This is a genomic window from Nocardia sp. NPDC052112 (assembly GCF_040680135.1).
GTDB lineage: Bacteria > Actinomycetota > Actinomycetes > Mycobacteriales > Mycobacteriaceae > Nocardia.
The window spans coordinates 533,766-555,963 of record NZ_JBFAWD010000002.1; the positions used below are offsets into that span (position 1 = coordinate 533,766).

The window sequence follows — 22,198 nt, forward strand, 5'->3', positions numbered from 1 at the left end:
GTTGGACCAACAGCACACGGCAAGGGCCGCCGCAGGTTGCGCGGCAGCCCTTGCCGATGTCGGTGCCAGCCGGTACTACTTGCCGCTCGCCTCGACGTGCTCGTCGGCCGGGCGCTCCTCGGTTTGCGCCTTGGCCCAACGGTAATCGGGCTTGCCCGCCGGATTGCGCTTGATCTGATCGACGAACCACACACTGCGCGGCAGCTTGTACGGCGCGATCTCCTGCGTGAGCACCGGACGCAACTCCTCGAGGGTGGGCCGCCTATCGCCGCGACATTGCACGACCGCCGCCACCCGCTGCCCCCAACGCTCATCGGGGACACCGACCACGAGCGCGTCGAAGATCTCGGGATGAATCTTGAGCGCGCCCTCGACCTCCTCCGGGTAGATCTTCTCGCCGCCGCTATTGATGCTCACCGATCCGCGGCCGAGCATGGTGACCGTGCCGTCCTCCTCGACCCTGGCGTAATCGCCGGGAATGGAGTAGCGAATTCCGTTGAACTCTTTGAACGTCGCCTTGGTCTTGGCCTCGTCCTTGTAGTAGCCGACCGGAATATGGCCGCTGCGCGCAAGGAAGCCGACTTGCCCGGAGCCGGGTGCCACCGGATTGCCCTGGTCGTCGAGTACCTGGGTGGCGGCATCGATCTTCACCCGCGGGCCGCCGGTGTGGTTGGCGCCCTTGGCGACAACGGCCAGACCGCCGAAGCCGGTTTCGGAGGAGCCGATGGAGTCGGTGATCATCCGGTTCGGCAGCCGTTCCAGGAACTGGTCTTTGAGCGTCGGCGAGAACAGCGCCGCACTGCTGGCGATCAGGTACAGGCTCGAAAGATCGTACGGCTCACCGGTTTCCGGGTTGCCCTCGGCGAGCGCATCCATCATCGGCCGGGCCATGGCGTCACCGGTGATGAAGATGAGGTTGATCTTGTGTCGGTCGATGTGCTGCCACACGCCGTGTCCGGTGAACTCCGGAATCATCACGGCCTTACCGCCGTCGAACAGGCTGTGGAAGGTCGCGGTTTGTGAGCCACCGTGGATCATCGGCGGAATCGGGAAGCGGACCATCTGCGGGTTGCCCGCACCGGTCTTGGACTGATGCCATTCGTCCTCGACGTATTCGCCGGTCAGGAAGTTGATGCCGCCGCCGAGCACGCGCCACCAGTCCTCGTGCCGCCACATCACGCCCTTGGGCAGGCCGGTGGTGCCGCCGGTGTAGAGCATGAAGATGTCGTCGGCCGAGCGTTCGCCGAAGTCGCGCTCACCGGATGACGCCGCCAGCACCGTCTCGTATTCCACCGAATCCGCTGCGGTGGGGATGGTGTCGGTCGTATCGTCGTCCACGACGATGACCGTCTTCAGCAGGGGCGTATTCGGGCGCACCCCGGCTACCCGGTCGCTGTAGCGGCGCTCATGGATCAGCGCGACCATATCCGAATTGTCGAAGATGTACTGCAACTCGTTCTCGACATATCGGAAATTCACGTTGATCATCACGGCGCGAGCCTTGAAGACCGCGACCATGGCCTCGACGGCCTCGATCGTGTTACGTGAATAGATGCCCACCTTGTCGCCGGGTTGGACACCCTGTTGCAGCAGGTAGTTGGCGAGTTTATTGGCTCGCTCCTCCAACTGCGCGTAAGTCACCTCGCGGCCGTCGTCGGCCAGCGCTACGCGGTCGGGCATCAGATCGATGGCGTGTTCGACTAGGTCCGCTATGTTGTAGCTCACAGAGCTAAAAATAGAACGTGTTACTGTTTCTGACAAGGCCGAATTTGCCCAGCCCGGGCGGCTCCGCCGACCTGCCATCCCCCTGGAAAGTCAGGAGAATCTCCCAATGCCAGATTGCCTCGTCGAGAAGCGCGATCACGTCCTCATCGTCACCATGAATCGGCCCGAGGCCCGCAATGCCCTTTCGGCCGAGATGATGGCGATCATGCGCGACGCTTGGGATCAGGTGGACAACGATCCCGAAATCCGCGCCGCGATTCTGACCGGAGCGGGCGGCGCCTTCTGCGCGGGTATGGATCTCAAGGCGATGACCGCCCGGCATCCCGGTGACGCCTCCACCGCGGGCAGCTTCGACCCGACCAAACTCGAGGCGCTGCTCAAGGGGCGCAGGCTCACCAAACCGCTGATCGCGGCGGTCGAAGGTCCGGCCATCGCGGGCGGCACCGAGATCCTGCAGGGCACCGATATCCGGGTCGCCGGAGAAGGCGCGAAGTTCGGTGTGTCCGAGGCGCGCTGGGGCCTGTTCCCGCTCGGCGGCTCGGCTGTGCGACTGGTTCGCCAGATCCCCTACACCGTGGCCGCGGACATCCTGCTGACCGGTCGGCACATCACCGCCGCCGAAGCCAAGGAGATCGGGCTGATCGGCCATGTGGTGCCGGACGGTACCGCCCTGGACAAGGCGCTCGAACTGGCCGGGCAGATCGCCGCCAACGGCCCCCTTGCGGTACAGGCGATTCTGCGCACGATTCGGGAGACCGAGGCCATGCCGGAGGAGGATGCCTTCCAGATCGAAGCGAAGCTCGGCATGGCGGTTTTCCGGTCGGCCGATGCCAAGGAGGGCCCGAAGGCGTTCGCCGAGAAGCGCAAGCCCACCTTCACCGGCAGCTGAATCCCGTTGTCGCCCAGGGAGTCGAACGGTGTACCCGGGCCCACCGTCCGCTGTCCTGGCCGTCCTCCAACTATGCACTGAACCCCATTCAGAATCGGATGTGCCGCGCACCTTTCGTTCGACACGCGCCGATTGACCGGGCATAACAGTGCGCGGCGGGCGAATCCCCACGCGGTGGCGAATGAACCGTTCCCGGGGTGCGCCGAACGCCTCCATCCTGTGGTGGAGGCGTTCGATGGCCAAGCAGTGGCGGTTCAGCGGTTGGCGAGCTCGGCGAGGCGGAAGGCCAGCTTGGTGCGGACGGCCGGGATACGGGTCGCCACCGCCATGACGGTGTTGCGCAGCAGGCGGGCCGGAAGTGGGCGCAGGGTCGCCATCTCGGTCATCCGGTCGGTGAAGGCGACGACGCCGAGAGCGACTGGGCGGCGGGTGGTTTCGTAGGTGTCCAGCAGGGCATCGGGCTCGCCGTTGATGACACGGGCCAGCAGTGGGCCGAGGAAGGCCGCGTCCTGGATGCCGGTGTTCATACCCTGTCCGCCCGCCGGGCTGTGCACGTGTGCGGCGTCGCCGGCGAGCAGCAGGCGGCCCGCACGGTAGTGGTTCGCGACGCGGTGGTGCACCCGGAAGCGCGAGCTCCACAGCACCTCCAGGACTTTCACAGCACCGCCTGGGCCACGCGTGTCCAGGATGGTCTGGATCTGCTCGGCGGTCGGGTGTTCGGGTGCCTCGGCGACGGTGGCCACGACCCGGTAGCGGTTCGGCTCGGTGTCGTCCGGCAGCGGCGCCACCACCGTCACGCCCTCGGGTGAAAGATGCAGTGCCACTTCGTCGCGGCCGATCGGCCAGTCCATGCGGACATCGGCGAGCACGAAGGATTCCGGGTAGGTGTCGCCGGTGAAGCCGATGCCGGCCTGCTCCCGGACGACGCTGTGCATACCGTCCGCGCCGACCACGTAGTCCGCCCGGATGGTGCCGATCGCGCCCGCGCCGTCGACGTATTCGACCGTGACGCCGCTGTTTTCCTCGACGACCCCGGTGATCTGGTAGGGCCGGTACACATCCCCGCCCGCCTTGCGCAGCCGCGCGAGCAGTACGGCTTCGGTGGTGTCCTGCGGAACCATCAGCGTGTACGGATACTCGGTGGGCAGTCCGCCGAACGACACCGTCGCCAGTGTGCGGTTGCCGTCCAGTACCCGGAAGGTCGGCACCACGATGCCGCGGTCGACGAGTTCCTCGGCCATGCCCAGTTCCTGCAGCACCTCCAGGGTCCTGGCGTGCACGACCGCGGCGCGCGAGGTGTTCGCGCCCTCGGCGAGCCGGTCCAGCAGTACGAAGTCGATACCCGCGTCGGCCAGGGTGATCGCGGTGGTCAGTCCGGCCGGACCGGCCCCCACGATGACGATGGACGTGGTCGCCGGCAGTGGGGTGGCAGTCATCGGAACTCCTAGGTCAACATCTGTAGGCCAACGCTTGTTGGCATAACCGTAGCGCGTGCCAGCTGCGGAAGTCAACAGTTGTTGGCCTACACTTGTTGGCATGAATGTCGAGTCTGATCAACCACCTGCGCGTCGGTCCGATGCCACGCGCGCGGCCATCCTGGCGGCCGCGCGAGCCCGCTTCGCCGCCGAGGGGTTCCGCAAGGCGACCATTCGGGCCATCGCGGCCGATGCCGCGATCGATCCGTCGATGGTGATGCGCTACTTCGGCAGTAAGGACGGACTCTTCGCCGCGGCCGTCGATGTGCGCTTGGACCTGCCGGATCTCGCCGCGGCCGATCCGGATGCCATCGGCGAGTTGCTGGTTCGCCGATTCCTGGCGGTCTGGGAAGACCAACCCGATAACAAGGTGCTGGTGATTCTGCTGCGCTCATCGATCACCGATGAGGCGGTGAGCATGCGCTTTCGGCAGATCTTCGCCGAACAGGTGCTGCCCGCGGTCCTACGCTTCGGTGATCCGGCCGACGCACAGCGCCGCGGGGGCCTGATCGTCACCCAACTGCTCGGACTCGCACTGTGCCGCTATGTGCTAGACCTGCCACCGGTGGTCGCCCTGACGCGCGCGCAGATCATCGCCGATATCGCACCGACCCTGCAGCGGTACCTGACCTCCACCCCGATCGATATGCGAGAACATTCGACGTCGGCCGAGTAGGCGGTCGATCGCATAGATCGGTGCGGCGTCAATCAGGGGCAGGCACGGGTGCGATCAGTTCTACGGTCGGAAAATACCCGCGATACCGGGCGGCGTCCCGCGTCAGCAGGCGATATCCGGCAACTGCGGCGTGGGCGCCGATGTAGAAGTCGGGCATCGGGGAGCGCTTTTCGCCGTTGTTACGGCGATAGCGCTGAAACGCCTTGCCCGCCAGGAAACCAGCCCGGAATGGTAGGGCCTCACGCTCGAACTCGTCGGCGGGCAGCAAATCGTCCAGATCTTCGACGGTGGCGTACCCGACCGAGACCTCTGCGTAGATGATTGGGTTGATGACCACCCGACCGGAATCGAGAGCCTCGGTGATTCGTTCCGTCGACCACGGCGCCCAGCGCTCGTCATTGGTCATGACATCGAGTAGGACGCATGAATCGATCAGGACGGCGGGCCCGCGGATAGGTGTTGGACTACTCGCCACGGAGCAGATCCATGATCTCATCCGTGCTCATACCTTCGATGTCCCGGCTGTCCGCGGTTCCGCGCAGCCGCCGTACGAGTCGTTGCCCACGAGTAGGGGCACCCTCGGTGCGTACGATCCGAAGGGTGCCGTCGACCTCGATGATTTCGACGTCGTCGCCCTCGCGCAGATTGTGCTTGGCACGCAGCTGCGCCGGGATTGTCACCTGTCCCTTGCTGTTGAGTAGCACAGCGGCCTCCTCGAGCCATGTAATACGCGTATTACGTAATACTAGCGCGAACAGGCTGAGCGGCACAGCCGCGTTGTCACACCAATCGGCCCGCCGGTGGCAGGTCCGGCGGGCCGATATGGGTGCGGCAATCCTGGATCAGGCAGGAGTGTCCGCGAGGAGCGAGCCGATGGCCCGCAGATGATCGGTTGCCCCGCCGAGCGCGAATTCGTTGTGCTTGGCGGCGGTGAAGTAGTTGTGCACGATGTGGTCGCGGTCGATGCCGACTCCGCCGTGTACGTGAACCACGGTGTGCGCCACGCGATGTCCCGCATCGGCGGCCCAGAACTTGGCGGTGTGTACCGCTTCGGCGCTCGCCAGATCCTCCGAGATCCGCCACGCCGCCTGGGTGACCGCCAAACGCAGGCCCTGCACGTCGATATACGCGTCGGCCAGGCGCTGCGCCACGGCTTGGAAACTGCCGACGGCCTTGCCGAATTGCTCACGCTCCCTGGCATAGTCGGCGACCAGCTCGAGCGCGCGCTCCAGGGTGCCGAGTTGGTGTGCGCTCAGGCCGACCCAGGCGCGGGTGAGAACCCAGTCCAGTACTTCGGCACCGGAAGCCACCGTCGCGACCAATTCGGCCGGGGTGTCCTGGAATTCGACGCCGAACTCGGCACTGAAGTCGACCACGCGCTGTGCGGTCACCTCGACAGTCGCATCGGTGGGGTCGACCAGGAAGAGTGCGGGAACTCCGGAAGCCGTGGCCGAGATCAGGATTCGGGCCGCACGGTCGGCATAGGGCACGGTGGTCTTCGCGCCGGTGAGTCGCCAGCCGCCGTCGACCTCGTGTGCCACGGTGGTCGGCTTCGTCGGCTCCCAGTTGTGCTCCTCGGCGAGCCCGGCCGTGAGAATGACCTCGCCCGCGCCCGCCTGACGGGCCCAATCCTGCTGCGCCGCCGAGCCGAAGCGCGCCAGTGCACCGGCGCCGACCACGATCGACCACAGGTACGGCACCGCGGCGACATGTTTGCCGAGTTCCCGCAGTACGGCACTCTGCTCGAGCGCGCCGAAATCGCCGCCGCCCACCGATTCCGGCAGCGCGGCGGCCAGTACACCGGTCTCGGCGAGGGATTGCCACAGCGGCTCGTCGAAGCGGCCCTCGGCATCGAGTTTGCGGATCCGGTCCGCGGTGACCAATTTGGCGCAGACCTCGGCGGTCAGGCGGGTCAGGTCGAGCTGGGCCTCGGTCGGAGTGAAATCCATGGTGATCTACCTGCTTTCTCAGCGCGCCGCGGCCGGCTGCTTCAGTGCGGTCATGGCGATGATGTCGCGCTGGACCTCGTTGGTGCCGCCACCGAAAGTGAGGATCAGCGCGGCGCGGTGGAACCGCTCCAACCGTCCGCGCAGCTCGGCACCGGGGGAGTCCTGACGCAGGTAGGCCTGCGGGCCGAGGATTTCCATCAGCAGTCGGTAGGCCTCGGTGGACAGTTCGGTGCCGTAGACCTTGCAGGTCGAGGCATCCCACGGCCGCGGTGCGGCATCGCCGCCCGCATCGGCCCGGCTGGCGATCTCCCAGTTCAGCAGCTTCAGATATTCGACCTTGGCCTGCACCCTGGCCAGATTGAGCCGCACCCATTCCTGGTCGATGACCCGGGAACCGTCGCCCGCCTTGGTCTCGCGTGCCCATTCGGTGGTCTGGTTCAGCGCGACCGTGAGCGGTCCGGCCGAGGTCAGTGCGACGCGCTCGTGGTTGAGCTGATTGGTGATCAGCGCCCAGCCACCGTTCTCCTGACCGACGAGCGAACTCGTCGGCACCCGAACGTCCTGGTAGTAGGTGGCGCTGGTGTCCGGACCTGCCATGGTGTGCACCGGGGTCCAGGAGAAGCCCTCGGCGGTGGTCGGCACGATGAGCATGCTGATGCCCTTGTGCTTCTTGGCATTGGGATCGGTGCGCACCGCGAGCCAGACATAGTCGGCGTACGCGATCAGGCTGGTCCACATCTTCTGGCCGTTGATGACGTAGTCGTCGCCGTCGCGCACGGCGGTGGTGCGCAGGCTGGCCAGGTCGGTGCCCGCGCCCGGTTCCGAATAGCCGATGGAGAAGTGCAGTTCGCCGGCGGCGATCTTGGGCAGGAAGAACTTCTTCTGCTCCTCGCTGCCGTAATGCATGATCGTCGGCGCCACCGAGTTGATGGTGAGGAAGGGCACCGGCGCGCCCGCGATGGCCGCCTCGTCGGTGAAGATCAGCTGGTCCATGGTCGGGCGGTCCTGGCCGCCGAACTCCTTGGGCCAGGCCAGGGTGAGCCAGCCGTCGCGGCCCATTTCCTGGACCACCTCGCGGTAGACGTTGCCGTGGCCGTACTCGCCGGTGGTCGCGCTCAGCGCGGCTCGGCGCTCCGGGGTGATCAGCCGCGCGAAGTAGTCGCGCAGCTCCGCGCGGAGCTCTTCCTGCTGCGGCGTGTACGCAATGCGCATGGCGGTACCTCATGCTCCTTCGGTGTCGGTCAACCGATCATTGCATATGAACTGAAACATGTTCCAGTATTGCTGCTGAATCCGCACAATGGCGGTATCCGATATGACCTGGTGTTGTTAGGCTTCGACCAGAGACGCGTTTAAGGAGTTCCCATGAAGGTCACAGTCGATCTGGATCAGTGCGAGGCCAATGGAATCTGTGTCGGAATCGCCCCCGACGTCTTCGAACTCGATGACGAGGATGTGCTGCACATCGTGGCGGCCGACGTGCCCGATGATCGGCTCGCGGATGTCGAGGACGCGGTCGCCCAGTGTCCGAAGGCGGCGCTGAAATTGCAGTGATCCGTGCTTGCTGTCGGTAGGAACACGTTCTAGAGTCGGCCCGTGAGTGAGCGCAGCGAACGAACCGAAAACACGGCGTGTGAATCACACACGGCGGAACCGAGCGCCAGTGAGGTGCAGCCGTGAGTGATGTGGACAACACGGATGTGAGCCTTGCGGGGCGGGTGGCCATCGTTACCGGTGGCGGCGCCGGACTGGGGCGCGCCGAGGCGCTGGCCTTGGCGCGGGCGGGCGCGTCGGTGGTGGTCAACGACCTGACGGAATCGGATGCGGTGGCCGAAACCCTCGCCGATATCCGTGCACTCGGCGCCAAGGCCGAGTTCGTCGCGGGCAGCATTGCCGAGCGCGCGACCGCCGACGCGCTCATCAGCACCGCCGAGGAGGCCTTCGGCGGAGTCGACGTCGTGGTGAACAATGCGGGCATCACCCGCGATCGAATGCTGTTCAACATGAGCGACGAGGACTTCGACGCGGTGCTCGCCGTGCATCTGCGCGGCCATTTCCTCCTGACCCGCAATGCGGGCGCCTACTGGCGGGCCAAGTCCAAGGCCGCGGGCGCGCCGATCTACGGCAGGCTCGTCAACACCTCTTCCGAGGCGGGTCTGCTCGGTCCGGAGGGGCAGGCAAACTACGGTGCGGCCAAGGCCGGTATCACCGCGTTGACGCTTTCCGCCGCGCGCGCCCTGTCCCGATTCGGTGTGCGCGCCAATGCCATTGCGCCGCGGGCGCGCACAGCGATGACCGAGGCGGTCTTCAGTGCGGCGCCGGAGGGCGGCATCGATCCGCTCTCGCCGGATCATGTGGCCCGCTTGGTCGCGTATCTCGCGTCGCCCGCCGCCGATGCGGTCAACGGGCAACTGTTCGTGGTGTACGGGCCGATGGTCGCCCTGATGGCCGCGCCGGTGGTCGAACAGCGCTTCGACGCAGTCGATGATCAGTGGTCGGTAAATGATCTCGCCGCCACGCTCGGTGGATACTTCGCGCAGCGGCCGACGGGGCGTACGTTTTCTGCGTCCTCATTGAAAGATCTCGATAACTGACACGGTTCGAGGGCCGCTCGAAGTCATTCGGGCTGCTCTGTGATGGCAGCCGCCATCGGAGGCAGACTGATCACTTGACCAGTTGTTGATCACCGATGCGGCGCTTGGTAGACATGGGAGTCAACGTGTGTGACGCCCCACAAGGGTTAGGCCACCCTCAAATGACACCTGTTACAAATTCATGGGCCGAATTTGAGAAGAATGGCAGTTCAAATGTGCCAAAAGACTTCCTACAGCAAAGTGAACATGTTCTAATCGTTGCGGCGACGTGGCCAGAGCAGGCCATCGTGCGATGTGCGGAATCAGCAGGATGAGCAAGGAGGATCGTGCATGAACGAGGTCCTTGCTGTGCCATTGCGGGCAGTCGGCGGATTCTTCGAACTCGTTGCCGATGTCGCGCGGGCCAGCATTCGACGGCCGTTCCAAGGGCGCGAGTTCATTGATCAGGCCTGGTTCATCGCACGTGTTTCGATCATTCCGACGCTGTTGGTGGCGATTCCGTTCACTGTGCTCGTGAGCTTCACGCTCAACATCCTGTTGCGCGAAATCGGCGCCGCCGACCTCAGCGGCGCCGGTGCGGCATTCGGTGCGGTCACCCAGGTCGGGCCGATCGTCACGGTGTTGATCGTCGCTGGCGCAGGCGCCACCGCGATCTGCGCGGATCTCGGGGCGAGAACCATTCGAGAAGAGATCGATGCGATGCGCGTGCTCGGTATCGATCCGGTACACCGGCTGGTGGTGCCGCGGGTGCTGGCCTCGATGTTCGTGGCATTGATGTTGAACGGCCTGGTGTGCACCATCGGCATCGTCGGCGGCTTCCTGTTCTCGGTGCTGCTGCAGGATGTCAATCCGGGCGCGTTCGTCAACGGGATCACGCTGCTCACCCATCTGCCCGAGCTGGTCATCTCCGAAGTGAAGGCCGGTTTGTTCGGGCTGATCGCCGGACTGGTCGCCTGTTATCTCGGCCTGAATGTCAAAGGTGGTCCCAAGAGTGTCGGTGATGCGGTGAATCAGACCGTTGTCTTCGCCTTTATGGCCCTGTTCGTGGTCAATGTCGTGGTCACCGCCGTCGGCATCAAGTTCGCGGCGCGGTGAGGCGATGGCATTCGTAATCCAATCCCGCTTCCCGCGTACCGTGCGGCGAGTGCGTCGCTTTTCGAACTCGCTCGATTCGCTGGGTAAACATGCGGTGTTCTACGCGCAGACAATCGGTTCCATCCCACGCGCACTGCTGCACTATCGGACCGAGACCATTCGTTTGATCGCCGAAATCAGCATGGGCACAGGCGCTTTGGCGGTAATCGGCGGTACGGTCGTCATCGTCGGATTTCTCACGCTGTTCACCGGCGGCACCATCGCGGTGCAGGGTTACAGTTCGCTCGGCAATATCGGCGTCGAGGCGCTGACGGGCTTCTTCGCGGCATTCATCAATGTGCGCATCGCGGCACCGGTGATCTCCGGAATCGGTTTGGCGGCAACCATCGGCGCGGGTTCGACCGCGCAGCTGGGCGCCATGCGGGTGGCCGAGGAGATCGACGCACTGGAGTCCATGGCGATCCGGCCGGTGCCGTATCTGGTCGGTACCCGGGTGCTCGCGGGCATGATCGCGATCGTGCCGCTGTACGCGCTCGCGGTGATCTGTTCGTTCATCGCCAGCCGATTCGCCACCGTGGTCATCTACGGGCAGTCGGCGGGCGTCTACGACCACTACTTCTCCACCTTCCTGATCCCCAGCGACATCCTCTGGTCCTTCGCCCAGGCGATCTTCATGGCCCTGGCGGTCATGATGATTCACACCTACTACGGCTACAACGCCGCGGGCGGACCGGTCGGTGTGGGGATCGCGGTCGGCAATGCGGTGCGGGCCTCGTTGGTCGCGGTGGTCACGGTGACACTGCTGATCTCGCTGGCCATCTACGGCACCTCCGGCAACTTCCATCTCTCCGGGTAGAGCGGTATGGCAACGAAGCAATCGGGAAGCGGCCTCGGCGTGGCACTGCGTGGCGGGCTCGGGCTGAAGCTCGCCGGGCTCGGCATGGTGATCGCGCTGGTCGCGATCGTGTCCGTCGCGATGGTCATGTTCGTCGGTGGGTTCACCAAGACGGTGACCGTCACCGTGGACGCGCCCCGCAGCGGCCTGGTGCTCGATCCCGACGCCAAGGTGAAGATCCGCGGTGTGGAGATCGGTCGGGTTTCCGAAATCGAACAGACCGCCGACGGCGCGAAGCTGACGCTGGCGATGGATCCCGAACTGCTGAAGATGGTTCCGTCCAATGCGACCGTGGATATCAAGTCCACCACCGTATTCGGCGCCAAGTACATCAATTTCACGGTGCCGGACCAGGCTTCGTCGACCGCGCTGAAGCCGGGCGCGATCGTGACGGCCGAAGACGTGACCGTCGAATTCAATACGCTGTTCCAGCATCTGACCGATGTGCTGCAGAAGATCGAGCCCGAAAAGCTCAATGCCACACTGTCGGCGCTGGGCACCGCGCTGCAGGGACGGGGTGAGAAGCTCGGGGATCTGCTCGCCCGCAGCGATGCCTATCTGCGCGACATCAATCCGAGTCTGCCCGCGCTGCAACGGGATCTGGTCTCCTCGACCGGTGTCACCAACCTGTACGCCGACACCGTGCCGGATCTGCTGCGCACCACCGATAACGCGACCGTGACGGCCAAAACGATCGTCGAGGAGCAGGAGAACGTCGATGCGATGCTGGCCAACCTCATCGGATTGGCCGATACCACCGGCTCGGTGCTGCACGAGAACGAACAGCCGCTGGTGACGGCGCTGGATCTGCTGCGTCCGACCACCCAACTGCTCAACGACTACAAGCCCGCGCTGTACTGCCTGGTCGTCGGTCTGGCCAATGTGCTCCCGATCGGTGAGGACATCTTCGGCGGCCGGTTCGACGCGGTACCGCTGAATGCGAGTTTCATGCCTGGCGCCGATGCCTACCAGTACCCGCAGGATCTGCCGAAGGTGAATGCCACCGGTGGCCCGCACTGTGAGGGCGTGCTGGACCGGGTGCCGGACAGCCACGCGAACTTCGTGGTCACCGATACCTCCGAGGGCCATGTGTGGACGCCGTCGACGACGACACATCTCAACGGACCCAAGGTGTTCCAGTTGCTGTTCGCCGGATTGCCGGGGGTGGGGCAGCTGTGAAACCGCGCGCGACAACGGTCAAACTGACGATCTTCACGCTGGTGATGGCGCTGGTATTGGCCGGACTGGTGGTGGTGTTCAGCCAGATGCGCTTCGCCAGGGAGACCGGCTATCACGCGGTCTTCACCAACTCCTCCGGCATGCTGGACGGCGCCAAGGTCCGAATCGCCGGTGTGCCGGTCGGCTCGGTGACCGGGGTGCATGTCGGCAAGGACAATCTCGCGCATGTCGATTTCGATGTGGACAGCAAGTACCGGATCTACACCAGCACCAAGGCGACCATCCGCTACGAAAACCTGGTCGGGGATCGCTATCTCGAACTGCTGGAGGGACCGGGCACCGCGCAGGCGATGTCCAAGGGCGGGACCATCGGGCTCGATCACACCTCGCCCGCGCTCGATCTCGATATGTTGCTCGGTGGCTTCAAACCGCTGCTGCGCGGCCTCGATCCGGCTCAGGTCAACGATTTGACCGAGGCGCTGCTGCAAGTCTTCCAGGGGCAGGGCGGCACGCTCGTCGCGCTGCTGAACAGTTCGGGATCATTCGCCAAGACCCTCGCCGATCGAGATGCGTTGATCGGCAGCGTGATCGAGAATCTGAAGACCGTGCTCGCCACGATCGATGACCGAGATCAGCAGTTCGCCACTACCCTCGAGGAATTGCAGCGGCTGGTCAGCGGTTTGGCCGCCGACAAGGATCCGATCGGCGCGGCCCTGCCGCGGATCGCCGGTGCGACAGGGGATCTGACCGATCTGCTGCAGCAGGCCCGGCCGGATCTGAAGACCACCATCGAGCAGACCGGCACCCTCGCCGCGACTCTCGACGACGGCTCCGACACCATCCAGTGGGTGCTGGATCGGCTGCCCGAAACCTACAAGAAGCTGGTCCGGATCGGTTCTTACGGGTCGTTCCTGAATATGTACGTGTGCGGCACGAACTTCATTGTCGACGGGCCGGACGGCAAGCCGATGCACATCACCCTGCCCGGTATGCAGACGACGGGAAGGTGTGCGAAGAGCCGATGAAGGAAACCCGATCACGCGCTGTCTCGCTCGGCATCATCGGCATTGTCGTCGCGACCACGGTCTCACTGTCCGCACTGCAGGTCGACCGGCTGCCGTTCATTCGCTCCGGCGCGACCTACACTGCGTACTTCGCCGATGCGGGCGGACTGGTTCCCGGTGACAATGTGCAGGTCGCTGGTGTGAAGTCGGGACGCGTCGAGCAGGTTGAGCTGGACGGCGCGAAGGTCTACGTCCGGTTCACGCTGGACGAGGGAATCGTGCTGGGCAATAAGACGAGTGCCGCCATCAAGACCAATACGGTGCTCGGCCGCAAATCGCTCGAAGTGACCCCGGCGGGCAGCGGTTCGACCCGCACTGACGACACGATTCCGCTGGACCGCACCACCTCGCCGTATTCGCTCACCGACGCGCTCGGCGATCTGACGAATACCGTCAAGGGCCTGGACATGGACCAGGTCAACCGGACGCTGGACGCGCTGTCCACGACCTTCGCCGATACTCCGGCCCCGCTGCGGTCGGCACTCGACGGCGTCACCCAGCTCTCGCGCAGCCTGAATGCCAGGGACAAGGCGCTGACCGAGTTGCTCGGCCGGGCGCAGAACGTTACGAAGGTGCTCGCCGATCGCAGCAATCAGATCAATGCTCTGCTGGTCGACGGCAATGACCTGCTCGGCGAGTTGGATCGGCGGCGCGGCGCGCTCAGTCAGTTGATCGTGTACATCAACGGGCTGGCCCAACAGCTGACCGGCCTCGTCAATGACAACGAGGCGCAGCTGAAACCCACACTGGACCGGCTGAATTCGGTGCTTGCACTGCTGCAATCCAATAAAGACAACCTCTCGAAGGCGCTTGATGGACTCGGTCCGTTCTCGGCCGCGCTCGGTGAGCAGGTCGGCAGCGGCCCTTACTTCCAGGCCTATGTCTCGAACGCGACAACGCGCGGCCTGCAGATATTGGTCGACGCGCTGGTCTGGCCGCAGCATGTGCCGGACTCCTTCCGCGCATATCTGACCGACCCCGCATTGCCGTCGATCGAGCCCGCGATTCAGGAGCCGCCGCGATGAACGCATTGCGCACTGTCCGTTCGGCCCCCCGATGGGTGCGGGTGCTCGCGTTGGTCGTCATCGCGGCGCTGGTGATCGCGGGCGGGTGGTCACTGATATCGCGGATCGGAAAGACCTCGATCACCGCGTATTTCCCGTCCACCAACGGTTTGTACGCTGGTGACGAGGTACGGGTGCTCGGGGTAAAGGTCGGCCGGATCGACTCCATAGATCCCGGTAAGGACCAAGTTCGGGTCGCGATGACACTCGATCGCGGTATCGATATCCCCGCGGATGCCAAGGCGGTCATCATTTCGCCGTCGCTGGTATCGGCGCGGTTCATCCAATTGGCTCCGGCGTACACCGGCGGGCCGAAGATGCACGACGGCAGCGTGATTCCGATCGAACACACCGCGGTCCCGGTCGAATGGGATGACATCAAGGCCGAACTATCCAAGTTGGCAACGACATTGGGACCGGTCGGCGACGATAAGCAGGGTTCGTTCGGGCGGTTCGTGAATACCGCAGCAGACAATCTCGGCAATGGCAATGCGCAGGCGTTGCGCGATACTCTGCGCGAGCTGTCACACACGCTGAGTACGTTGTCGGACGGCCGCACCGATCTGTTCGGCACCATCCGCAACTTGCAGCAGTTCGTGGATGTGCTGTCCAAGAGCAACGATCAGATCGTGCAGTTCGGCGGTCGGCTCGCCTCGGTCTCGTCGGTGCTCGCGAATGTGTCCGGTGATCTCGGTACCGGACTGGACAATCTCGACATCGCCGTCGGTGATGTGCAGCGGTTCATCCAAGAGCGCGGCGGTGCGCTGACCGAGGGTGTGCAGCGGCTGGCCGAGGTAACCCAGATCCTCGCGGATAAGCGGCCTCAGCTCGAGCAGGTATTGCATGCCGGGCCAACAGCTCTGGTGAACTTCTATCAGATCTACGATCCCGCGCAGGGCAGTCTCACTGGTGCCGTCGTCGGGACGAACTTCGCCAACCCGTTCGCCTTCCTCTGCGGCGCGGTCGAGGCGAACGATGCGAATGGTTCAGATCAGAGCGCCGCCCTGTGCCGACAGTATCTGGCCCCCGTCATCCAGCAGCTCATGATGAATTACCCACCGTTGCTCTTTAATCCGGCCTCCAACCAGACCGCGTTCCCGCATCAGCTCGTCTACAGTCCGCCGAGTCTGGCCGCGCGCGGGTCGAGTGATTCGGTGCCGCAATCGGATCCGGTCACGGTACCGAATGGTATTGCCGGGCTGGCCATTCCGGGAGGAGGGCGATGATGCGCAGGCGAATGGCCGGTGCGGCAATCGGATTGGCCGTCGTGCTCGGAGTCAGCGGCTGCGAGTGGGACGGGCTCAATTCGCTGCCCTTGCCCGGTACGGCCGGAAGTGACAACGCCTACGAAGTCAAGATCCAGATGCCCAATGTCACCACGCTGACCCGCAATTCGCCGGTCCGCGTGCACGACGTGACGGTCGGCACGGTATCGAAGATCGAGGTCGAGGGCTGGCACGCGCTGGTCACCGTCTCGTTGAACAACGATGTGAAGCTGCCCGCCAATGCGACCGCCCGAATCGGGCAGACCAGCCTGCTCGGCAGCAATCATCTAGAGCTCGCCGCGCCGAAAGATGTTCCGGCACAGGGCGAGCTGAAGAACGGCGATCTGATCCCGCTGGATCGGGCCGGCGTCTATCCGACCACCGAGCAGACCTTGTCATCGCTGTCGGTGGTGCTGAACGGCGGCGGCATCAGTCAGCTCGAAACCATTACCCACGAACTCAATGCCGCATTCAACGGTCGCGAGGATGCGATCCGGGATCTGCTGCCGCAGCTGACCGAGCTGACCACCACACTGGATTCGCAGACCAAAGACATCATCGATGCGATGGGTGGGCTGGACCGGTTCGCAGGCACGCTGGCCAAGCAGAAGGATCGGGTCGCCGCGGCGATCGAACAGATCCACCCGGCGCTCACCGTGCTCGCCGATCGGCGCGAGGACATCACGCGTACCCTCACCGCCCTTGGTGATCTAAGCGACGTGGTGCAGCGGATCATCGCGCAGGGCGGGGACAATCTGAAGGCGAATCTGGCGAATCTGGCACCCGTGCTGGAGACGCTGGCCAGCACCGGGAACAGCCTGGTCGAGGTCATGAAGATACTCTTCACCTTCCCGTTCCCGATGAAGAATCTCGATCACGCGGTCAAGGGCGACTACATGAACCTGATCATGACCGTCGATATCACGGGCAAGCGATTGGATTCGAACTTCCTCACCGGCACCCCTCTCGGTGGTCGATTCGGCGGGGTCGAGGGCGCACTCGGCGGTCTGGCCGGTACGGCGGAGGGCAATAGCGATCCGGCGACGGCACCGCTGCAGCCGCCGGCCGCACCGACCCCGAGTATCCCTGGGCTGCCGCCGATTCCGGGTCTGCCCGCGATTCCCGGCCTCACCGTGCCGCCCGCCGGGCAGGAAGGCGCGGGCCGATGAAACTCACGCGATTCGTCCGGATCCAGTTGGCCATTTTCTCGGTGCTGACGGTGATCGGGCTGGTGGTGATGGCCAGTACCTATGTGGGGCTGCCCGCCATGTTCGGCATCGGGCGCTATGAGGTGACGGTAAAGCTGAAGGCCACCGGTGGGCTGTACCCGACGGCCAATGTCGCCTACCGCGGCACGAATGTCGGCAAGGTGGAAGAGGTTCGGCTCACCCCGGCAGGTGTGGACGCGAAGCTGTCCATCGACAGCGATTACAAGATTCCATCCGATGTCGACGCATGGGTGCGCAGCGTCTCGGCGATCGGTGAGCAATACGTCGACCTGGTACCGGCCCCGAATGCCAAGGGCGGCAACCTTGCCGACGGTTCGGTGGTTCCGGTGGAACGCACCAAGCTGCCCGAAGATATCGGCTCGGTGCTCGATCAGTCCGATCGCCTGCTGTCCAGCATTGCCGACACCAAGCTCCGGCAGGTGATCGACGATGCGTTCACGGCGTTCAACGGTGCCGGGCCGGATCTGCAGAAGTTCATCGATTCCGCATCGCTGCTGGTGCAGGAGGCCCAGGCGAATGCGGAGCCGACCAAGGATCTGCTGGAGAAGATCGGGCCGCTGCTGGATACACAGAATCAGTCCGATGCGTCGATCCGGTCGTGGACCCAGGACCTGGCAACGGTCACCGACCAGCTGCGCGCACACGATCCGGCATTGCGGAATGTCATCGAGAAGACGCCCGGCGCGGCACAGCAGGTGAGTTCGCTGTTCCAGGACCTGCGCCCGACCCTGCCGATCCTGCTGTCGAATTTGGTCAGCGTTGGTCAGGTCGCGGTGACCTATCACTCGGGTCTGGAACAGATCCTGGTGATTTATCCGCCGCTGACCGCCGCGTTCCTGACGGCCATCCGCGGCCCCGTCGAATACGGCGCCGTGGTGGACTTCCACCTGGAACTCAACGATCCGCCCGGCTGCACCACCGGCTTCTTCACGCCGGAACAGCGCCGGTCGCCCGCTCAGCTCGACACCCCGGATACGCCGCCAGGGCTGTACTGCAAGGTGGCGCAGAACGCCAAGGAGGCCGTGCGCGGTATCCGCAATACGCCGTGTATGGAAGTGCCGGGCAAGCGGGCGCCGTCACCCGAGCTGTGCCGTGACCCGAAAGGCTATGTGCCCGAAGGCAATAACCCGGCGTTCGGCGCGCCGCAGCCGGTGACGCCGTCGGGTGACCCGACCGGCGATCAGGGCTCGACCCACCCGGCCGCACACAGTACGACATTGGATCCCGGCAGTGGGACATTCATGGGACCGGACGGACGCACGTACCGTCAGGGGGATATCGGAAAGGACGGATCCGGCACGATACCGTCGAGTTGGCAGGCGATGCTTCAGGAGCAGCAATTGTGAGTGAATCCAAGGTGGTCAAGGCTCGGCCCAGGCGACGAGCGGTGCGTTCGGCGGGTCCGCCGCCGGAGGACACCCTCGAGCTCGAGACCGAAGGTGTCGAGTTGTCCAAAGCTGTCGCGGTCGATGTGACGGTCAAGGCGACGAAGTCCGAGTCGGCGGACGGTCCGAGCGCGGACGACGCCGAACCCGTGACGACGCTGGAGATACCCAGCGTCGAGGATGTCGTCGAAGACGCGCCGAAGTCCGCTCCACCGCAGTGGGTTCTCATCGCCGCTGCCGCCGCGGCCGCGCTCGTGGTGATCGCATTGGTTGTCGGTACCGGGTTCTTCACCTACAACCTGCACACCGCTGCCGACCGCGATGCCCGGCGCGCGGACTACGTCCAGACCGCCAAGCAGGCGATTCTGAATCTCACCACCATCAAGGACGACACCGCCAAGGCCGATATCGACCGCGTCCTCGCGGTGGCCTCCGGCGAGCTCAAGGCCGAATACGCCCAGCGCAAGGACGCCTACGCGAGCGTGGTCGAGCAGGCCAAGGTGAAGGCCACCGGCGAGATCATCGAATCGGCCATCGAGAGCGAGGACGGGGATTCGGCACACGTGCTGGTCGCCGCCAAGCAGACCCTGACCAATGCGGGTATGGCGGATCCGCAGACGCGGTACTACCGATTCCGGGTCACCGTCACCCGCGGCGATAGCGGAATCACCGCCTCACAAGTGGAGTTCGTCGCATGAATGCAGCATCGCGTAGCGATTCGTTGAGGGGTGGCGGTCGGGTGACGGGTGGGCGCAGGCGGCTGGTTCTCGTGGCGTCCGCGGTCGCCCTCGTCATCGTCGCGCTGGCGGCCGTGTGCGGAGTCACCGGATACAAGTACTGGAATGACCGTAGGAGCGAACAGGCGCGCACCCAGGCCGTCCCTGCGGCGCAACGTACCGTCGAAGCGATGTTCACCTACAACTTCAAAACGGTGGATGCCGAATTACCCAAGGCCGCCGACAATCTCAGCGGCAGCTTCCGCGACGACTACCTGAAACTGATCAAGGAAGCCATCGCCCCCGGCGCCAAGGAAAAGGAACTCAACGTCCAGGCCACCACCCAGGCCACCGGCGTAGTCTCCGCCGAACCCGCCCACGCGGTGGTGCTCCTGTACCTGAACCAGGTAAGCACCGGCAAGGACTCGCCCCAAGCGAATATCAGCACCAGCCGAGTCCGCGTAACCCTCGACAAAACCGACAACCGCTGGCTGGTGTCAGCCGTCACCCCAATCTGATCAGCCCCAGTCACCCGAACTTCCGGCGCGCAGTCGTATTTTCGGCAGGGTCTTTCCGGCGATGACCAGCGCGTAAAAAAGGGCTCCGGCGAGCGCCGGAGCCCTTCTCTCGAACTGAGCCCCCTGTCAGGATTGAACTGACGACCTTCGCTTTACAAGAGCGGTGCTCTACCACTGAGCTAAGGAGGCGGGTGAAGCGGTTGCCATCATAGCGGGGCGCACCGACAGTGCGACACCGGGTTTCCGGTGCCCGGCGGCGTCTTGGCCATCCTCCGGCGTTGTCGGTGGGTAGCGGTAGCGTCCACAGCGTGAGGCGATGCAAGGGGTGCGCAGCTGCGCTGGTCAAACGGAGTCAACGGGTCTACTGCAGTCTGGGATGCCAGCAGGCAACCCAGCGCAAAGCCTTGACCGAGCGATAGTTGCATACAGGTGAAGCCCGAGTTCGCGGCCACCAAGGGCATTATCTCCGTGATTACCTGACCGACGCCCAGAGCCGCAGATGCGCGATATGCGGTATCAGGAGCGAATGGTGCGGGGCGCCCACTCGCGTTCATCCTTGACCACATCGATGGCGATCCCACTCACAATCGACGGGAGAACCTGCGGCTCATCTGTCCGAACTGCGACTCCCAGCTGCCGACGTACAAGAGCCGGAACCGGGGCAACGGTAGACACTCTCGGCGTAAGAGATACGCCAACGGGCAGTCTTACCAGGTGTCTTACTCAACAAGACGGTGCCGATCATAACCGGGCACGCCAGCTGCGTGACACCGGCTTTACGGTGCCACGCAGTGACGGTCGGCAGTGAGCCCGGCGCAGTATCGGATACCGCGGGTCAGGACTGGGCGCCCTGACGGGCCGCGTCGTCGGCGGCCATCGCGTCACGCAGGCTCTTCGGACGCATATCGGTCCAGTTCTTTTCGACGTACTCCACGCACGCTGCGCGGCTGTCCTCGCCGAAAACTACTCGCCATCCGGCCGGAACCTCCGCAAAGGCCGGCCACAGCGAATGCTGTTCCTCATCGTTGACCAGGACGAAGAAGCGGCCGTCTTCGTCATCGAAGGGGTTGGTGCTCAATTTCACCTCACTGGATACTGGCGCATGTACGGGATAGCCCTTGGCGCATCCAACGCTGTTCGAGCGTCGGAAGCTCCCCGAGCGTTGTTTCGACCCTAGCAAGGCAGACGTTACGCGTTGGCAGTTACCTCAGGCCGCGAAGAATTCGACCAGGATCTTGTTCACCGCTTCTGGACGCTCGAGATAGCCGTAGTGCCCCGCATCAGGAACTTCCAGGTAGCGCGCACCTGGAATGGCCTCGGCAACCTCCCTGGACAGATACGGCGGGATCATCCGGTCGTCGGCGAATCCGACGGCCAGGCACGGCACCTTGATGCCGCGGTAGGCCTGGACCCGGTCGAAATCGTGGTCCATCCGGCGCTGGGCGCGGATACCGGGCGTGACCGGACCGCCGGTGAATTCGAACAGGTCGAGCCAGTCGCGGGCGGCGTTCGGATCGGCCATGGTGGCGGGCGACATATTCATCACCGCGGTCACGGCCGCCTCGTACTTCGCGGGCAGGCTGACTCCGCTGGCGTCGAGTTCGTGCTCGCCGAGCGAGAGCGTCTTCTGGAACTGGTCGAGGCGGCCGTGCCCGGCCATGAACACGGCCTTGCGCACCAGTTCCGGACGCGCCAGCGCGAGTTCCTGTGCCACCCGTGCGCCCATCGAGGTACCGACCACCAATGCGGGGCCCTCGTCGAGCAGTTCGATGAGTCCGGCGGTATCGCCGACCAGCTGATCGATGGTCATACCGTCAGCCGCCTCATAGGACGGCTTGATGCCGCGATTGTCGAAGGTGCAGACCCGATATCCCGCCTCGACCAGCGCCGGGACCTGATGCAACTCCCAGACCCGGCCCGGACTGCCGGTACCCATGATCATGACGACCAGCGGACCGGCGCCCTTTGCCTCCGTGCCCTTGGTTCGGTCGCCCTTGACCTGGTAGTTGAGTGAAATTCCGTTCACCGTGGCCAGCGGCATATCGACCCTTTCGTGGAGTTGGTGCTGCCGTCCAACGGTATAGGGCGCCGGTTTTCAGCGAACAGTCGAAGGGTATGACGCCGAACGTGTCGGAGCTCACCAGGATCCAGGTGCGGCACACCGCCATGGTGGCCAGATACCATTGACTATTCGCACGTACGAGCGTACTGAGCCGGGAGGACAAGAAAATGGCCGCGAAGAGCAGCGCGAACGACATCGCGGACGACGATCTGGAGCCACTCGCCGACGAGACCGCCCGTCAGGCGCAGCGCGTTGTCGCGGCCTACGCGGAGGATGCCGACGAATGCCGGATGCTGCTGTCGATGCTCGGCATCGGACCTAACGCACGGGGCGAGTAGCCACCTCACCTCGACGTCAACGGGGCCGTCGACTCTCTCACAACTTCAACGGGAACAGCGACGCGCAAAGGATGCGTGAG

Annotated in this window: 23 protein-coding genes, 1 tRNA gene and 1 pseudogene; 16 read left to right on the forward strand and 9 right to left on the reverse strand. The window is 64.5% G+C overall.

Translation table 11 applies throughout. From position 1 onward, the window contains the following. Positions 1-75 precede the first annotated feature (75 nt). The gene (locus AB0L58_RS05840; RefSeq protein WP_364381655.1) at positions 76-1,725 is read right to left on the reverse strand and encodes an acyl-CoA synthetase; all 1,650 of its coding nucleotides are present in this window, start codon (positions 1,723-1,725) and stop codon (positions 76-78) included. 106 nt (positions 1,726-1,831) lie between these two features. Here AB0L58_RS05840 and AB0L58_RS05845 point away from each other — a divergent pair, with 106 nt between their 5' ends. After that, positions 1,832-2,614, forward strand: coding sequence for a crotonase/enoyl-CoA hydratase family protein (locus AB0L58_RS05845; protein ID WP_364381658.1), 783 nt, complete (start codon positions 1,832-1,834; stop codon positions 2,612-2,614). Between the two features lie 254 nt (positions 2,615-2,868). Here AB0L58_RS05845 and AB0L58_RS05850 read toward each other — a convergent pair whose 3' ends face one another. After that, positions 2,869-4,050 (reverse strand): FAD-dependent monooxygenase, encoded by a 1,182-nt coding sequence (locus AB0L58_RS05850; protein ID WP_364381661.1) that lies wholly within the window; start codon positions 4,048-4,050, stop codon positions 2,869-2,871. A gap of 100 nt (positions 4,051-4,150) precedes the next feature. Between AB0L58_RS05850 and AB0L58_RS05855 the strand changes: the two genes are divergently transcribed. Beyond that, positions 4,151-4,765, forward strand: coding sequence for a TetR family transcriptional regulator (locus AB0L58_RS05855; RefSeq protein ID WP_364381664.1), 615 nt, complete (start codon positions 4,151-4,153; stop codon positions 4,763-4,765). Positions 4,766-4,793: 28 nt separating this feature from the next. Here the strand turns inward: AB0L58_RS05855 and AB0L58_RS05860 are convergent, their stop codons facing one another. The 4 genes from AB0L58_RS05860 to AB0L58_RS05875 form a co-directional block, all read right to left on the reverse strand. After that, positions 4,794-5,261, reverse strand: coding sequence for a type II toxin-antitoxin system VapC family toxin (locus AB0L58_RS05860; RefSeq protein ID WP_364381666.1), 468 nt, complete (start codon positions 5,259-5,261; stop codon positions 4,794-4,796). After that, positions 5,230-5,469 carry an AbrB/MazE/SpoVT family DNA-binding domain-containing protein gene (locus tag AB0L58_RS05865; protein ID WP_364381669.1) on the reverse strand — a complete coding sequence of 80 codons (240 nt, stop codon included), beginning with the start codon at positions 5,467-5,469 and terminating at the stop codon, positions 5,230-5,232. The genes AB0L58_RS05860 and AB0L58_RS05865 overlap by 32 nt, the downstream gene beginning before the upstream one ends. Positions 5,470-5,607: 138 nt before the next feature. Continuing rightward, complete coding sequence (locus AB0L58_RS05870) at positions 5,608-6,714, reverse strand: acyl-CoA dehydrogenase family protein (protein ID WP_364381672.1); 1,107 nt, start codon at positions 6,712-6,714, stop codon at positions 5,608-5,610. An 18-nt stretch (positions 6,715-6,732) separates the two neighbouring features. After that, entirely contained in the window at positions 6,733-7,926 is a 1,194-nt protein-coding gene (locus AB0L58_RS05875; protein ID WP_364381675.1) for an acyl-CoA dehydrogenase family protein, read from the reverse strand. A gap of 153 nt (positions 7,927-8,079) precedes the next feature. On the opposite strand from AB0L58_RS05875, the gene AB0L58_RS05880 reads away from it, so the two are divergent. The 12 genes from AB0L58_RS05880 (at position 8,080) to AB0L58_RS05935 (ending at position 19,718) form a co-directional block, all read left to right on the forward strand. Then, on the forward strand, positions 8,080-8,268 hold the full coding sequence (locus AB0L58_RS05880) for a ferredoxin (RefSeq protein WP_357481622.1): 189 nt from the start codon (positions 8,080-8,082) through the stop codon (positions 8,266-8,268). A gap of 122 nt (positions 8,269-8,390) precedes the next feature. Continuing rightward, the gene (locus tag AB0L58_RS05885; protein WP_364381679.1) at positions 8,391-9,308 is read left to right on the forward strand and encodes a 3-oxoacyl-ACP reductase; all 918 of its coding nucleotides are present in this window, start codon (positions 8,391-8,393) and stop codon (positions 9,306-9,308) included. A gap of 330 nt (positions 9,309-9,638) precedes the next feature. Beyond that, positions 9,639-10,403 (forward strand): ABC transporter permease, encoded by a 765-nt coding sequence (locus AB0L58_RS05890; protein ID WP_062988486.1) that lies wholly within the window; start codon positions 9,639-9,641, stop codon positions 10,401-10,403. 4 nt (positions 10,404-10,407) lie between these two features. Further along, positions 10,408-11,259, forward strand: a complete 852-nt coding sequence (locus tag AB0L58_RS05895) for an ABC transporter permease (RefSeq protein WP_364381682.1) — start codon at positions 10,408-10,410, stop codon at positions 11,257-11,259. 6 nt (positions 11,260-11,265) lie between these two features. After that, entirely contained in the window at positions 11,266-12,477 is a 1,212-nt protein-coding gene (locus AB0L58_RS05900) for an MCE family protein (protein ID WP_364381685.1), read from the forward strand. Beyond that, positions 12,474-13,502, forward strand: a complete 1,029-nt coding sequence (locus AB0L58_RS05905) for an MCE family protein (protein WP_364381688.1) — start codon at positions 12,474-12,476, stop codon at positions 13,500-13,502. The genes AB0L58_RS05900 and AB0L58_RS05905 overlap by 4 nt, the downstream gene beginning before the upstream one ends. After that, complete coding sequence (locus tag AB0L58_RS05910; RefSeq protein ID WP_364381690.1) at positions 13,499-14,566, forward strand: MCE family protein; 1,068 nt, start codon at positions 13,499-13,501, stop codon at positions 14,564-14,566. The genes AB0L58_RS05905 and AB0L58_RS05910 overlap by 4 nt, the downstream gene beginning before the upstream one ends. After that, positions 14,563-15,831: an MCE family protein gene (locus AB0L58_RS05915; protein WP_364381693.1), complete on the forward strand. Its 1,269-nt coding sequence runs from the start codon at positions 14,563-14,565 to the stop codon at positions 15,829-15,831. The genes AB0L58_RS05910 and AB0L58_RS05915 overlap by 4 nt, the downstream gene beginning before the upstream one ends. Further along, positions 15,828-17,039 carry an MCE family protein gene (locus tag AB0L58_RS05920; protein ID WP_364381696.1) on the forward strand — a complete coding sequence of 404 codons (1,212 nt, stop codon included), beginning with the start codon at positions 15,828-15,830 and terminating at the stop codon, positions 17,037-17,039. The genes AB0L58_RS05915 and AB0L58_RS05920 overlap by 4 nt, the downstream gene beginning before the upstream one ends. Beyond that, positions 17,036-18,445 carry an MlaD family protein gene (locus AB0L58_RS05925; protein WP_364381698.1) on the forward strand — a complete coding sequence of 470 codons (1,410 nt, stop codon included), beginning with the start codon at positions 17,036-17,038 and terminating at the stop codon, positions 18,443-18,445. The genes AB0L58_RS05920 and AB0L58_RS05925 overlap by 4 nt, the downstream gene beginning before the upstream one ends. Next, entirely contained in the window at positions 18,442-19,182 is a 741-nt protein-coding gene (locus tag AB0L58_RS05930; protein WP_364381701.1) for a hypothetical protein, read from the forward strand. Before AB0L58_RS05925 ends, AB0L58_RS05930 begins: the two co-directional genes overlap by 4 nt. Continuing rightward, positions 19,179-19,718, forward strand: a complete 540-nt coding sequence (locus tag AB0L58_RS05935) for a h domain protein (protein ID WP_364381704.1) — start codon at positions 19,179-19,181, stop codon at positions 19,716-19,718. The genes AB0L58_RS05930 and AB0L58_RS05935 overlap by 4 nt, the downstream gene beginning before the upstream one ends. Positions 19,719-19,835: 117 nt before the next feature. Here AB0L58_RS05935 and AB0L58_RS05940 read toward each other — a convergent pair. Next, positions 19,836-19,907 (reverse strand) — tRNA-Thr (locus AB0L58_RS05940). Between the two features lie 230 nt (positions 19,908-20,137). Between AB0L58_RS05940 and AB0L58_RS05945 the strand changes: the two are divergent. Beyond that, positions 20,138-20,465, forward strand: a pseudogene (locus AB0L58_RS05945) (HNH endonuclease). An 88-nt stretch (positions 20,466-20,553) separates the two neighbouring features. On the opposite strand, the gene AB0L58_RS05950 reads toward AB0L58_RS05945, so the two are convergent. Then, positions 20,554-20,796 (reverse strand): MbtH family protein, encoded by a 243-nt coding sequence (locus AB0L58_RS05950; protein ID WP_011207082.1) that lies wholly within the window; start codon positions 20,794-20,796, stop codon positions 20,554-20,556. A gap of 129 nt (positions 20,797-20,925) precedes the next feature. Next, positions 20,926-21,759 (reverse strand): alpha/beta hydrolase, encoded by an 834-nt coding sequence (locus AB0L58_RS05955; protein ID WP_364381707.1) that lies wholly within the window; start codon positions 21,757-21,759, stop codon positions 20,926-20,928. A gap of 188 nt (positions 21,760-21,947) precedes the next feature. Here AB0L58_RS05955 and AB0L58_RS05960 point away from each other — a divergent pair, with 188 nt between their 5' ends. Further along, entirely contained in the window at positions 21,948-22,118 is a 171-nt protein-coding gene (locus AB0L58_RS05960) for a hypothetical protein (RefSeq protein WP_364381710.1), read from the forward strand. Positions 22,119-22,198: the final 80 nt, after the last annotated feature.

Bases quoted from the DNA above. Each gene is read 5' to 3' on its own strand.
- AB0L58_RS05855 (WP_364381664.1), top strand. From the start codon at position 4,151: ATGAATGTCGAGTCTGATCAACCACCTGCGCGTCGGTCCGATGCCACG.
- AB0L58_RS05960 (WP_364381710.1), top strand. From the start codon at position 21,948: ATGGCCGCGAAGAGCAGCGCGAACGACATCGCGGACGACGATCTGGAG.
- AB0L58_RS05890 (WP_062988486.1), top strand. From the start codon at position 9,639: ATGAACGAGGTCCTTGCTGTGCCATTGCGGGCAGTCGGCGGATTCTTC.
- AB0L58_RS05915 (WP_364381693.1), top strand. From the start codon at position 14,563: ATGAACGCATTGCGCACTGTCCGTTCGGCCCCCCGATGGGTGCGGGTG.
- AB0L58_RS05860 (WP_364381666.1), bottom strand. From the start codon at position 5,261: ATGAGATCATGGATCTGCTCCGTGGCGAGTAGTCCAACACCTATCCGC.
- AB0L58_RS05910 (WP_364381690.1), top strand. From the start codon at position 13,499: ATGAAGGAAACCCGATCACGCGCTGTCTCGCTCGGCATCATCGGCATT.
- AB0L58_RS05925 (WP_364381698.1), top strand. From the start codon at position 17,036: ATGAAACTCACGCGATTCGTCCGGATCCAGTTGGCCATTTTCTCGGTG.
- AB0L58_RS05935 (WP_364381704.1), top strand. From the start codon at position 19,179: ATGAATGCAGCATCGCGTAGCGATTCGTTGAGGGGTGGCGGTCGGGTG.
- AB0L58_RS05850 (WP_364381661.1), bottom strand. From the start codon at position 4,050: ATGACTGCCACCCCACTGCCGGCGACCACGTCCATCGTCATCGTGGGG.
- AB0L58_RS05870 (WP_364381672.1), bottom strand. From the start codon at position 6,714: ATGGATTTCACTCCGACCGAGGCCCAGCTCGACCTGACCCGCCTGACC.
- AB0L58_RS05895 (WP_364381682.1), top strand. From the start codon at position 10,408: ATGGCATTCGTAATCCAATCCCGCTTCCCGCGTACCGTGCGGCGAGTG.
- AB0L58_RS05880 (WP_357481622.1), top strand. From the start codon at position 8,080: ATGAAGGTCACAGTCGATCTGGATCAGTGCGAGGCCAATGGAATCTGT.
- AB0L58_RS05875 (WP_364381675.1), bottom strand. From the start codon at position 7,926: ATGCGCATTGCGTACACGCCGCAGCAGGAAGAGCTCCGCGCGGAGCTG.
- AB0L58_RS05900 (WP_364381685.1), top strand. From the start codon at position 11,266: ATGGCAACGAAGCAATCGGGAAGCGGCCTCGGCGTGGCACTGCGTGGC.
- AB0L58_RS05845 (WP_364381658.1), top strand. From the start codon at position 1,832: ATGCCAGATTGCCTCGTCGAGAAGCGCGATCACGTCCTCATCGTCACC.
- AB0L58_RS05920 (WP_364381696.1), top strand. From the start codon at position 15,828: ATGATGCGCAGGCGAATGGCCGGTGCGGCAATCGGATTGGCCGTCGTG.
- AB0L58_RS05955 (WP_364381707.1), bottom strand. From the start codon at position 21,759: ATGCCGCTGGCCACGGTGAACGGAATTTCACTCAACTACCAGGTCAAG.